The 14,407-nt window shown below is 25.5% G+C and carries 8 protein-coding genes; all 8 read left to right on the top strand.

The genetic code is table 11. The features are described from left to right. The first annotated feature begins 3 nt into the window (after positions 1-3). Positions 4-1,101 carry a glycosyltransferase family protein gene (locus C4S77_RS01465; RefSeq protein WP_105245535.1) on the top strand — a complete coding sequence of 366 codons (1,098 nt, stop codon included), beginning with the start codon at positions 4-6 and terminating at the stop codon, positions 1,099-1,101. A gap of 134 nt (positions 1,102-1,235) precedes the next feature. Next, the gene (locus C4S77_RS01460) at positions 1,236-2,621 is read left to right on the top strand and encodes a glucosyltransferase domain-containing protein (RefSeq protein ID WP_181042769.1); all 1,386 of its coding nucleotides are present in this window, start codon (positions 1,236-1,238) and stop codon (positions 2,619-2,621) included. Between the two features lie 674 nt (positions 2,622-3,295). Further along, on the top strand, positions 3,296-4,390 hold the full coding sequence (locus C4S77_RS01455; protein WP_105245531.1) for a DUF1972 domain-containing protein: 1,095 nt from the start codon (positions 3,296-3,298) through the stop codon (positions 4,388-4,390). Continuing rightward, complete coding sequence (locus C4S77_RS01450; RefSeq protein WP_105245529.1) at positions 4,375-5,556, top strand: O-antigen ligase family protein; 1,182 nt, start codon at positions 4,375-4,377, stop codon at positions 5,554-5,556. Before C4S77_RS01455 ends, C4S77_RS01450 begins: the two co-directional genes overlap by 16 nt. Positions 5,557-5,623: 67 nt before the next feature. Next, on the top strand, positions 5,624-7,039 hold the full coding sequence (locus C4S77_RS01445) for an exopolysaccharide biosynthesis polyprenyl glycosylphosphotransferase (RefSeq protein ID WP_105245527.1): 1,416 nt from the start codon (positions 5,624-5,626) through the stop codon (positions 7,037-7,039). A gap of 538 nt (positions 7,040-7,577) precedes the next feature. Next, positions 7,578-11,882 (top strand): CusA/CzcA family heavy metal efflux RND transporter, encoded by a 4,305-nt coding sequence (locus C4S77_RS01435; RefSeq protein ID WP_105245523.1) that lies wholly within the window; start codon positions 7,578-7,580, stop codon positions 11,880-11,882. A 9-nt stretch (positions 11,883-11,891) separates the two neighbouring features. Then, a complete protein-coding gene (locus C4S77_RS01430; protein ID WP_105245520.1) occupies positions 11,892-13,028 on the top strand; it encodes an efflux RND transporter periplasmic adaptor subunit in 1,137 nt (378 codons plus the stop codon). Positions 13,029-13,146: 118 nt separating this feature from the next. Then, positions 13,147-14,403: a putative DNA modification/repair radical SAM protein gene (locus tag C4S77_RS01425; RefSeq protein WP_105245518.1), complete on the top strand. Its 1,257-nt coding sequence runs from the start codon at positions 13,147-13,149 to the stop codon at positions 14,401-14,403. Positions 14,404-14,407: the final 4 nt, after the last annotated feature.

The following is a 14,407-nucleotide window of genomic DNA, read 5'->3' as shown; positions in this document are numbered from 1 at the left end:
TTTATGATAGTTTTTGTAGATAGAATTGGAGAACATTCAGGCATGCATAATTATATTGAGGCATTTATTTATCAATTTGAGAAAAGGAAATATAAAACAAGCGTAATATCTAATTATCCTGAAGGAAACTCTATTTTGAAAAATTATTATAAAGGAAGTTTATTTAGGAGGTTATTTTGCTTTGTATATAGTTATTTATTATATATTTATAATCTTATAAAAAATAGAAAGAACTATTTTATTATTTCGTTTTATGGAGAAATTCAGGATGTATTATTTATTTTTCCATTTTTATTATTTAAAAAAAATAAGGTTATCATTGATGTTCATGAAGTAGTAGGTTTAGATATAAATAACAGAATTCTCAGGAGAATTATTTATTTTTTAATTAATTATGTTGCAGGAACAGCAATTTATCATTCTAAAAGAATAAGAGAAAAATTAGATGAAGTAGAATATAAAGGAGATGTTATTTATTGTCCACATTTAAAATATTTATATTCAAAAGAATATGATATTAAGAATATAAAAAATGAAATCATTAATTTAATAGATAATAGAAAAGTAAATTTTTTATTTTTTGGAAATATTAGAGATTCTAAAGGAATAGATTTATTATTTGAGGTTCTATCTAAATTAGATAAGAAATATATACAAGAATCTAATTTTATAATAGCTGGAAAAGATCCAGATGATCTTTTATCAAGGTTTCCAAAAATGGGTAATGTAAAATTATTAACTAGGCATATTACAGATGAAGAATCTAATTTTTTATATTCGAAGACAAATTATGTTTTATTACCATATAATGAAATTTCCCAAAGTGGTGTCTTAGAGACAGCCATATATTTTAAAAAATTATCTATTTGTTCCAATTTGGAGTATTTTCAAAATATTATATTTAATTTTAAAAGTTTTGGTTTTATCTTTAATTCCTCAGAAGAGTTTATTAAAATTATACAAAAACTTTGTGTAGAAAGTATATATACTATTAAAGAAAACGATTATAATCAGTATATGCAAGATGACGCGGTAGATACATTTTTTCATCAGATAAGTAAAAAGATTAAAAATGAAATATCTAATAATTATTATCTTTGAGTAACCTAAATTTATTTATATGAAAGAAATAATGTTGAATCTAATTTCAGACAAATATAAAAAAAATTTTTTGGTTATTTTTAACATTTCTTTTTTTTATGTTTTACCTTTAATTTTAGCTAATTTTAATTATCTTGATAAGAGTAAATCAACCATTCGGTTGGAGATGGGAAGGTCGGCCTTTTGCAGATATTTTTTATTATGTCATTACAGGAGGAACTTTTATTGATATATTTCCATTAACTCTTATTCTTACTTGTATATTTATATCGGTATCTTCTTTATTTTTTATTAAAAGGTTATCTCTTGAATATAATTTATTATCATATCTAGTTGTGCTACCTATTTTATGTAGTCCCTTATTTCTTGAAAATTTATCATTTAGAAATGATAATGTAACAATGTCTTTAGCATTGAGTTTAACAATTATATCTACTGCAATAGTTTGCAGGAATATGTTTTTATTTGTTGTAAAATTGTTGTTGTTTTTCATAGCTCTTGGAATTTATCAAACATCCTTAAATGTATCTATCTCACTTTCGTTTTTATTTTTTATACACGATTATAAAAATAATCAAACTCAGGCATTAAAGATATTATTCCAATCATTTTTAATTATTTTTTTAGGGTATATTTTATATTATATAATAATAATTAAAATATATTTAACATATATGGAGACGCCTAGCCCATATATGAAATTAATGAGTCAAACAGTATCATTAGATAAGGAAGGAATGTATAAAATATTGAATAATTTTATTGATTTCTTATTATATCTAAATAATAATTTTAAGAAAAAAATTCTTTTAATTGTCGAAGTTGGATTTGTAGTATCTTATATCGTGACTCTTAGATCCTTGAAAATAGGTAATAATATTTTAGATAGAGTAAGGGCATTTATATATATGATTTCCCCTATAATAATTTTTATATGTATACCAGGGGTTTTAATTTTCACACAAAATTTTAATATTCTTCCTAGAGTATTAGTAGGATCATCTATTTTTTTGGTTTATATTTTTTATTCTATTAGTTTAATAATAAAGGGAAATTGGAAATTGTTATTATTGTTACCTTATATATACTTTTTTTCTTTAGTTTATTCTTATGGCTCATCATTAATAATATTTAAAAATCATAAAGAGTACCTTATAACTCAAATAAATCATGATTTATATAAGTTAGGAATTAAAAATGGAGATAAGTTATATATTTTAGGCTCCCCAGATTACCCTCCTTCAGTTTCTTTTTTCATAAATAAACATAAGTTTACAGATTATTTTTTTCTAGCTAATAATTTTAATAGTAGTAAATACTTTTCTAATGAATTTTTTATTCTGCATAATTTAAAAGTGGATATGCCTAATTTAGATAATAAGATTATGCCTGATTTAGAAGGAAATATATATACTGTTGAAAAATTAAAAGAAAGTAGCCCAAATGTTAATCAAGGAATATATAGTATATATAAATATAATGATGATTATGTGGTATACTTCCCCCCAGGAAATCTTTAAAATAACTAAAATAAATTAATTTTCTTCTTTTTCATGTATAGGAATATATAATTTCATTAATTTTTCATTAAATTCATTATTACTTGTGACAAAAGGATCATATTTAATATTAATTACCTTTAATTTACGGATAAAGTTTTTATAATTAAAATAGATGAAAGGGTTGAATGAAGTTAAAGTATTTCTGAAAAGTTTATTATTACAATCAATAGAGTTATTTTTATAATAAGCTGAAATATTTTTTATATCTATATATTCCTGATTTCTGTTTTCTCCAAAATCAATTCATACATTTGTAGGTTTTGTATTATCAGGGAGAATAAATATAATTTTTTGTATATTGGGATTACCTATTATGAGCTTTTTTCCCGATAACTCTTGTGAAAATTCAGGTTGATTGTTGGTAGTATAAAATAATTGTAAAATATCATTTTTGTAAAAGCGACTTCCAATAAATAATTTAAAGTAATTATTTTTATTTTCCTGATAATTTAATAGGGTTTGATGTTGTTGATCTGATTTATCCCTACATGGAATTATAAGTATAGCGAATAGGGTTAAAAAATAATTTTTTCATGACTTTTTAATTTTAGCAAATATTATTTAATTATTCTCTTAGAGAAATAAAAATGTAATAAATTGATTACATTTGCAAGGCTAAGTATTACTAAAAAATGAAGGTAGCTATTTTAGGGACAAGAGGAATACCTAACCATCATGGGGGATTTGAACAATTTGCAGAGTATTTTTCTGTTTATTTAGCAGAAGAGGGATATGAAGTATATGTTTATAATTCGTCCTTACATCCCTATAAAGAAAAAATATATAAAGGAGTCAATATAATTTGTTGCAAAGATCCGGAAAATAAAATAGGAACGGCCGGACAGTTTATTTATGACCTGAATTGTATTTTAGATAGCCGGAAGAGAAATTTTGATGTAATTCTTCAATTAGGATATACAAGTAGTAGTATTTGGCATTTTTTACTACCTAAGAAATCTGTTATTGTTACTAATATGGATGGATTGGAATGGAAAAGGTCAAAATATTCAAAAAAAACACAGAAATTTTTGAAATTTGCAGAAAAATTAGCAGCAAATTATGGAGGATACCTGATAGCTGATTCTATAGGAATACAAGAATATATAAAAGAAGAGTATAAAAAACACACAAAATATATAGCCTACGGGGCAGAAATATTTTCCAATCCTGATCCGGAAATAATAAAACAGTTTGAATTAGTTCCATATCAATATCATTTATTGATAGCCAGAATGGAGCCCGAAAATAATATAGAGACTATTATTAAAGGAATAGTTGAAAATAAAAGTAAAAAACCTTTGATACTTGTAGGAAATTATAAGAATACTCCATTCGGGAAGTATTTATATGAAAATTATAGTAATAATTCTAATATAAAATTTATAGGAGCAGTCTATGATATAGAAATTCTAAATAACTTGAGATATTTTTCAGATATGTACTTTCATGGACATTCGGTAGGGGGAACTAATCCATCTTTATTAGAAGCAATGGCTTCCAATTGCTTTATAGTAGCTCATAATAATATATTTAATATATCTATATTAGGGAATGATGCGTTGTATTTTTCCACTTCTAACGATATATGTAAAATTTTAACTATACAAACCAAATCAGAAAATGGGGGGAAAATTAATTCTAATTTAGAGAAAGTTGTGGGAAAATATTCTTGGGAGATTATAAATAAACAATATTTAGATTTTATATTAGAATGCTTAAGAAAATAAACATATCTCTGTTTTTAGCTTTAGCTCTGATTTCATTAGTGCTTGGGTATGCCATAAGTAATATTTTTGTTATATTGCTGGTAATAATTGGGATTTATTATATTTTCAAAAATAAAAAATATGTTTTTCACGCATGGCAAATACCTATTTTATTATTTTTCTTGTACGAAGTAGTAACATTATTATGGACTATAAATAATAAAGCCACTATACACCATTTAAAGTTAGAATTACCTATTTTATTACTTCCTGTTTTTGTATCTCAATTCCCAAAATTAGATAGAAATGATATATATAAAATTATTCGCTGGTTTTCTATAGGACTGATTATATATTTCCTTGCTTGTTTAAGTAATGCCTTTTTTATCTATCAAAAAACTTATAATATAGAAGTATTTTTTTATCACCAACTTGTTTCTCTGTTTAATAATCATGCGATATATATATCATTATATTGTTCATTTTGTATTTTAGGGCTTATTAATATTAAAAAGCCAAATGTTTTTGACTTATTACTTATCTGTTTATTATTTTTATTTTTACTATTATTAGCATCAAAAAATATTATTATATCTGTTTTTATTATTCAAATTATAATATTTTTTAGTAATAAAAAATTTTGGGGAATTAAGTTCATTGCTTTATTAATATTTTTTATTAGTGGTTGGTTTTTGTTTTTATATGATAATCCAATAAGAGAAAGATTTTTAGAAGAATTAAACTATTTAGATTTTTCTCAGGTTCTATTTTCAAAAGATTTTCAGGATTATCATTGGACAGGAACGAATTTAAGGGTTTTTCAATTACGATTGGGCTATGAAATCCTAGAACAATATCATAAATGGATTGAGGGATTGGGGCTGGGAGCATCTCAGGGTATATTAGATATATGTTATAAAAAATATCATTGTGAGCAATATTATTCCTATAACTTTCATAATCAATACATGCAGACACTAGTAGAAAGTGGGTTATTAGGTCTTTTACTATTAATAATTCTAATATTATACTGTTTTTATATATCCATCAAAGATAAAAATTTATTTATATTTATATTTATTTCTTTAATATGTTTATTATTTATAACAGAAGTAGTTTTTTTTAGACAAAAGGGAGTAATTTTTTTTAGTTTGGGGTACACGATTTTTTTTAGTATTAAAAAATGAAAATTATCATAGTTATATAATAATAAGTCTATATTTATTATTTTTGAATACTATAAAAATAGGTTTAATGATACAGCATATACGCTATTCAAAAAATATTTTTCTTATCCTACAATTATTAGATTTAGTTTTCTTTATTTCTTTCTTTTTATTGTTTTTAAAATATCAATACTTACAAAATGGAGAAGTTAGAACTATTGAACAATTAATAAAATTACATTATAAAGCCCTAATTCTGTTTATATTTAGCTGGTGCTTTATTTCTATAAATACAAATATTTATAAAATAAGCAGGTTAGATAGTTTATATTCAATATTAAAAAATAATTTATATCAAACTCTATTATTTAGTATAGTAGTATTCGCTGTATCAGGTTTTAAAACAAGTGATTTATTTTCACCTAAACTTTCAATAATTTACTTAGCGATATTGTTCTTTTTCACTTCTTTGACAAGAATATTTTTATTTATATTATTGAAAATCTATAGAAGTTTTGGGGGCAATATTAGAAAAGTAATTTTTATAGATGAAAATTCAAATACGCAATCTTTTATAAATTTACTATCTAAAAGAAAAGATTATGGATTTGTAAATTTTGGAATATTTTTGTTTGATATTAAATCTGATTTACGACAAAAAAGATATAATTTTGATTTAAATGATTTAAAGTGTTTTCTTTTAGAAGAAAGTATTCAAATAATATTTTTTTCATTAAATGGTAAGCTATTGGAATCAATTCAGGATGAAGTAGTTTTATTATCTCAAAAATGTCATATTGATATAAGATTTATCCCTAATACTTTATACGATCCCTTTAATAATCTTAAATTAAAATATTATGACACCTTTCCTATTTTAACATTTGATAATTTCCCATTAGATAAGATTTGGAATCGTATATTAAAAAGAATTTTTGATATTGTTTTTTCATTATTTATAATCGTTTTTGTATTTAGTTGGTTATTTCCTATTATTATTATTATAATTTTAATAGATAGTGGAAAACCTATATTTTATTTACAAAAAAGAGTAGGATTATATGGGAAAATTTTTTATTGCTATAAGTTTAGAACAATGAAAAAGAGTAAAGAAAATGATATAAAAGCTACTGTAAAAGGAGATTCAAGAATTACAAGAATTGGTAAAATTCTAAGAAAAACAAGTTTAGATGAATTACCTCAATTTTTTAATGTTTTATTTGGAAATATGTCTGTAGTAGGTCCAAGGCCACATATGGTTTTACAAGATGAATATTATAGTGAAGAAATGAGAAGATATACTTTAAGACATTATGTTAAACCAGGAATTACAGGATTAGCACAGATTAAAGGTTTTAGGGGACAAATTAGCTCAAAAGAAGATATACAAAAAAGAATTATTTCAGATATTTATTATATAAAAAATTGGTCTTTTATATTAGATATATTTATAATTATACGTACATTTTTTAAAACAGTAGGTGGAGATAAAAAAGCATTTTAAATTTACTTTCAAATTAAAATTTTTAATATTGTGAAAATTACATAGAAAATCGCTATTAGAATTTTATATACTATTGATGCATAATATAATTTCAGCCAACATAAAACGCAATTTGGAAATATTATTCATCATTGTTTACTTTATATGACTCAAAAAAATTAGACTCATAGAATATAATAAAAAAACTAAGATGTAATATAAAGTATGAAAAATATGAGTATTTTTAGTTTTCTAATTAAGAATATTTTGCTTTACTATTTTATGTGTTTTCAACATATTTTTTATGTATTCTTATCTACACATTTTATTAAATTTAATATGGTTTTTTATAAATAAATCTTTAAAAAATAGATTAATAAATTCCCTTTGATTTAGATAATTAATTGTTTCAATGCATTTTAAATAAATTTTATTAATTATTGATAATTTATTTACCGATATAATTTTTATTGTAAATAGAGTTTGCAATTTGGTTGCAAAAATCATTATCTATTTTTATATCATTTAATAAAATATAAATTAACTTATATAATTATTTATGTTTGAAAAAATTATCCAAATCTCAATTAATAATAAATGGTTAATAATTATAGGAGTTTTAATATGGTTAATTGCAGGAATTTGCTCTATTAAACATTTAGCTATAGATGCAACTCCGGATATTACTAATAATCAGGTACAGATAGTAACCACATCTCCAACTTTAGCACCTCAAGAAATAGAAGAATTAATAACCATTCCTCTTGAGTCTGAATTAAGAAATATTCCAGGTGCTTTAGAGGTGCGGTCCATTTCAAGATTTGGACTTTCTATTATTACAGTTGTTTTTAAGGATAAAGTACCAACTTTGAATGCAAGACAATTAGTAGAAGAACAAATTAAGCTAATAAAAGATGAAATTTCTGAGGGGTTAGGAGAACCAAAATTGATGCCCATTACTACAGGGTTAGGTGAGATTTATCAATACGTTCTCAAAGTAAAGCCCGGATTTGAAAAAAAATATAATACTGAAAAATTAAGAACCATTCAAGACTGGATGATAAAAAGACAATTAAATGGTATAGAAGGAGTAATAGAAATTTCAAGTTTTGGAGGGAAAGTAAAAGAATATGAAGTGTCTATAGATCCATTAGCTCTACATAGTTATAATCTCACATTAGATGAAGTGAATGTAGCATTGAAAAAGAATAATCAAAATTCAGGTTCTGGTTATATACAACAAGAACACAATCTTTTCTATATCAGAACAGAAGGAGTATTGAAAAAAAATCAGGATATTGAAAATGTTGTAGTAACTGTTAAAGAAAATGTTCCTGTAAAAATATCAGATATAGCGAAAGTTAAGATTGGTTCAGCACAGAGGTTTGGTGCTATGACAATGGATGGTAAAGGAGAAGTAGTAGGAGGAATTACTTTGATGTTAAAAGGTGCGGACTCATATAAAACAGTTCAAAATGTTAAAGAAAGAATAGCGAAGATACAAAACTCATTACCGGATGGATTAGAAATATATCCTTATTTAAATAGAGCCAATCTAATAGATAAGGCTATATCCACTGTAACCCAAAATTTAGTAGAAGGGGGCTTAATAGTTGTTTTGGTATTAATCATATTACTTGGAAATTTACGAGCAGGACTTATTGTAGCTTCTGTAATTCCTTTATCCATGTTGTTTGCCCTTATTATGATGAATATTTTTGGTATTTCTGCAAACTTACTATCATTAGGAGCAATGGATTTTGGTATTGTTGTAGATGGAGCCATAATTATAATAGAAAGTGTTATACATGTTTTATATACAACATATTTAAATAAAAAATTAACTCAAAAAGAAATGGATAAGATCATAGGAAAAACAGCAGGGAATATTTATAAATCAGCAGCTTTTGGAATTTTGATTATTATCTTAGTCTTTGTACCAATTATGTCGCTTACAGGTATAGAAGGAAAAATGTTTAGACCTATGGCCATAGCTGTGAGCTTTGCAATTTTAGGAGCCTTTATTTTATCACTTACTTATGTTCCTGTAATGATTGCTTTATTTCTAAACAAAAAAATAGCTTCACAAAAATCCATTGCAGATAAAATAATTAATACATTAAAATCACTTTACCTACCTATATTAAAAAAAGTTCTACAGATGCCTTATAAAATAATAGTCGGAATATTTGTTTTATGGATTTTTTCTTTATGGATTTTTTCTCGGTTAGGATCAGAATTTGTCCCCACTCTTCAGGAAGGAGATATAGCCATGCAAATGAGTATACAACCTGGAAGTTCTTTAAATGAAAGTATTTCAATGACCACTAAAGTAGAAAAAATTCTTAAAACTAATTTTCCGGAAGTTTTACATGTAGTTTCTAAAATAGGTACCGCAGAAGTACCTACTGATCCTATGGGGATAGAAGATGCAGATATTATGATAGTTTTAAAAAATAAAAAAGAATGGGTATCTGCGAACAATCAAGAAGAATTAGTACAAAAGATGAAACAAAAGTTATCTTCTATACTTGGGGCTTCTTTTGAATTTTCTCAACCGATTCAACTCAGATTTAATGAGTTAATGACAGGAGCAAAAGCAGATGTTGTAGTAAAAATATTCGGTGAAGATCGTGAAAAACTTAAAGAGCTAGCAAATACAATAGCAGGAATAATAAAAAATTTAAAAGGAGCTGGAGATGTTAAAGTAGAACAGACAGAAGGTTTAAAACAAATGAAAATTTCATATAATCGTTTAAAAATGGCTCAATATGGTTTAGATATAGAAACTTTAAATCAAATAATCAAATCTACCGTTGCAGGGCAAAAAGCAGGAGCTATATTAGAAGGAGAAAAACGATTTGATTTGGTTGTAAGATTGGATGAAAGATTTAGAAATAATTTAAATTTAGAACAAATATATGTTCGCACATCATTAAATTCTTTAATTCCAATATCAGAAGTAGCTACTATAAATTTTGAATCTGCCCCTATGATGATATCCCGAGAAAAAGCTCAGAGAAAAATAAATATAGGAGTTAACGTAAGAGGAACAGATATAGCTACCTTAGTTAAAAATGTAGATAGTAAAATAAAAGAAAAGATACAATTACCACCTGGTTATCAAATAGAATATGGAGGAGCTTTTGAAAATTTGCAAGCAGCCAAATCCCGTTTAAGTATAGTAATTCCTATAACCTTAGGAACCATTTTTTTCTTGCTATACTTAGCTTTTAAAAATATTAAAGATGCTATATTAATATTTACAGCAGTACCTTTAGCTTCTATTGGAGGAATCATAGCTTTGTGGCTAAGAAGTTTACCTTTCAGTATATCTGCAGGAGTAGGCTTTATAGCTTTATTTGGTGTAGCTGTACTTAATGGAATTGTTTTAGTAAGTGAGATAAATAAGGTTAAAAATTTAGGTAAAATAAAATCTTTAAAAGAAATTATAATAGAAGGCGCTTTAACACGTTTACGTCCGGTTTTCATGACAGCAATGGTAGCCACTTTAGGATTTTTACCTATGGCTTTATCAACCTCCAATGGAGCTGAAGTACAAAGACCTTTAGCTACAGTAGTAATAGGCGGATTAATAACTTCTACCATGCTCACACTTCTTGTAGTACCGTCATTATATTATATCATAGAAAAAGGATATAAAAAACAGATAAATAAGAAAATAGCAACATTTGTATTATTTTTTTGTGGAAGTATTCTTACAATGAAATCACAAACAAAAGTTTCATTGCCAGAGTTACTTAGAAGAGCAGCTACAGAAAATTTAGATATAAAACATGAAGAATTACAAATACAGAAAGAGACATTAGAAAAGAAATATGCATATACGACAGGTAGTACTTCTTTCTCTTTAGGTTATGGACAATATAATAGTAGAGTAGCAGATTTTCAACTAGAGGTATCACAAGATTTAGGAAATATATTTTCTTATAAAAAAAATCAACAACTATCTGAATCTAAAATAGAATGGTTGTTGGCTCAATCTTTATTAAAAAAACATCTAATACAATTTCAGGTAGAGCAGCTTTATAACCAATGGCTTTACACAATAGAAAAAAAAGCACTTTTTAAGCAAATAGATTCTTTATATATAGTTGGATTGAACAGAGCACAAATAAGATATGAAAAAGGAGAAACAGACTTTATGGAAAAACAATTTTTTAAAGTAGAAGTAGAGCAAATTCTACAACAAAAAATAAATAATGAAAAAGAATATCTTGACATAAAAAATCAGTTGTATACTATTTGTCATATAAATTCAGATGAAACATTAATTCCTGTAGATAGTTTTTATAAAATAAGTAATTATATTTATTCAGATAGTTTAAACAGAGTTTTTTTACAAGAATATGAAAAACAACAAGAAGTAAACCATAGCATTATATCTTTACATAAATCTCAACGTTTGCCGGAAATATCTATTGGAGGAATTATGCAAAGTTTAGATCAGGATTATAATTATTATGCAGGAGTTATAGGGATTAGTATTCCCTTATTTAATAATGCCTATAAAAAATCTAAGGAACAAATCTTAGTGGATAATTATATGATTGATAATAAAAAAGAACAAATAAACAGAACATTAGATTTGAAAATTAGACAGCTCAAAGAAGAAGAAAGAATTTATAATAAAGAATTGGTATTTTTTGGAAACAGACATTTACAAGAATTAAAAAAAATGAGGGAGGTAGCTACTATCAAATATAAATATGGAGAAATAGATTACCTTCAATACTGTAGTATGTTAAAATCTTCTGTTGAGGCCAATCTTACATATCTTGATTTAAACAATATATATAATCGGATTTTAATAGAATTAAAGTATATAACACAATCCAAATAAAATTATAGAATGAAAAAAATAATCTATATAAATATTCTTTCAATATTCTTATTATTAGCCTGTTCTAAAAAAGAAAAAACAATTCATACGGAGGAAAAAGAACATAAAGATGAAATAGTTCTCACATCAGAACAAATAAAGATGAATGGAATTAAATATGGTAAGTCAGAACTCAATTATATCGAATCAAAAATTCTAGTTACCGGGATGATACACGCTCTACCTCAGAATAAATCGACAGTACATCCTCAAATAGATGGATTTATAGATAAAATAAACTTTTTTACTGGAGATTATGTAAAAAAAGGACAGGTTATGGCTACCCTAAAAAATCCTTCATTCATTACTTTACAAAAACAATTTTTGGAAAGTTATTTCAATATGAATTTAAATCTTAAAGATTTTCAAAGAAAAAAATCATTACTTAAAGCTGATGCAATTAGTAAGAAAGCTTATGAACAGGCACAAGCAGCCTATGAAGTTTCTACTGCAGAATATCAAAGTTTAAAATCAGAATTACAATTATTAGGATTCAATCCTCAATACATTCAAAAAGTATGCAAAATAAATCCGGTTTTACCGATTATTAGCCCCCGTAGTGGATTTGTTCAAGCTAAAGAAATATCTTCGGGGAAACAAGTTACTACAGCAGATGAATTATTTGAAATAATTAATCAAAACGAATTACAAATTGAGCTAAATGTTCCGGTGCAATATGCTTCTGAACTTTATATAGGTCAAGATGTAGAATTTAGACTACCAGAAATACAGAGTAAAATTAAAGGTAACATTCATCTTATAGGAAAAGTAACCAATACAGAAAACAATACTGTACAAATCCATGTGAATATAAACAATAAACTACCTTCAAATAATTTTTATGAAGGAAGATTTGTAAATGCAGAAATAATTAGAAAAACTAAAGAAGTTTCAACATTACCAATAGAAGCTGTTTTTGAAGAAGAAGGGAAAAAGTATATATTCATAAAAAAAGCAAATAATAAAGTAGAAAAAAAAGAAATACAGACAGGAGTATCTAATGATAAATGGATAGAAGTTATCAACTTAAGCAATAATCAGGAAGTTGTTACCTCAGGGGTTTATTACTTGAAATCCGGTGAAATGGAAACAGGGCATAATCATTAAATTTTTTAATTTTTATTTCATTAGGTTTGATGTTTAAATGTTTGATAATCATTTATTTGGTTGATAATTTTAAGAGTTTATTTCAATAAATAACTTATGTTGACTAACTTTGTATTATATGAATGATAATATAATCCATAAGCTTGTAACTCTTGCAGATTCAGCTAAATATGACGTTTCCTGCTCTTCAAGCGGAGTAGCTCGTAATAGTAAATCAGGAACTATAGGATCTACCTCAAGTTGGGGTATTTGTCATACATTTACTGAAGATGGGAGATGCGTTTCATTACTAAAAATAATGCTCACTAATTATTGTATGTATGATTGTGCTTATTGCATCAATAGAAAAAGTAATGACATAAAAAGAGCTGCTTTTAGTGTTAAAGAATTGGTAGAATTGACCCTTGAGTTTTATAAAAGAAATTATATAGAAGGTTTATTTTTAAGTTCAGGAATAATAAAAAATCCAGATCATACTATGGAAAAAATGATTAGGGTAATCAAAGATTTACGAACAGTGCATAGCTATAACGGATATATTCATATGAAAAGCATACCTGGTGCCAGTAGAGAATTAGTAGTTCAAGCAGGTTTGTATGCAGATAGATTAAGTGTAAATATAGAAATTCCTACAGAAAAAAATTTAAAGTTTCTTGCTCCTGAAAAAGATCATAAAAGTGTATTTAGACCTATGAAATTTATAGAACAAGGAGTTATAGAATACAAAGAAGAAAAAAATAAAAGTAAATTTACTCCTAGGTTTACCCCTGCAGGTCAAAGTACACAAATGATTATTGGAGCTACCAATGAAACAGATAAAGATATATTACAGACCTCCTCATTATTATATTTACAATCTAGTATGAAAAGGGTTTACTACTCTGGATTTATTCCGGTTAATGCTTATGATAATAGACTCCCGGTTTTGCATCAATCTCCTTTAGTACGAGAAAACAGATTATATCAGGCAGATTGGTTAATGAGGTTTTATCAGTTTTCAGCAGAAGAAATAATAGATGATAATAATCCTAATTTAGATTTAGAAGTTGATCCTAAACTCTCTTGGGCACTTCGTCATCCTGAAATATTCCCTATAGATATAAATAAAGCTGAATATAGGACTATATTAAGAGTCCCTGGCATAGGTATAAAATCAGCGAAAATTATCATAAATGCACGCCGATTTGGATCTTTAGATATGTATCAGTTAAAAAAAATAGGTGTCATTATGAAACGTGCACAATATTTCATTATATGTAAAGACGCTATTAATCAAACTATCAATGAAATTACTCCAAGGAAAGTTCGAGAGATTCTATTAAAAAAGAAAAAAACTAAAAATCCAAACCAAATTTCATTGGCTTTTCCTCTATAAAATC

It is taken from the genome of Apibacter adventoris (assembly GCF_002964975.1).
GTDB lineage: Bacteria > Bacteroidota > Bacteroidia > Flavobacteriales > Weeksellaceae > Apibacter > Apibacter adventoris.
Note: the sequence above shows the minus strand (reverse complement) of the source record. Positions and strands in the feature narration are given on the sequence as shown.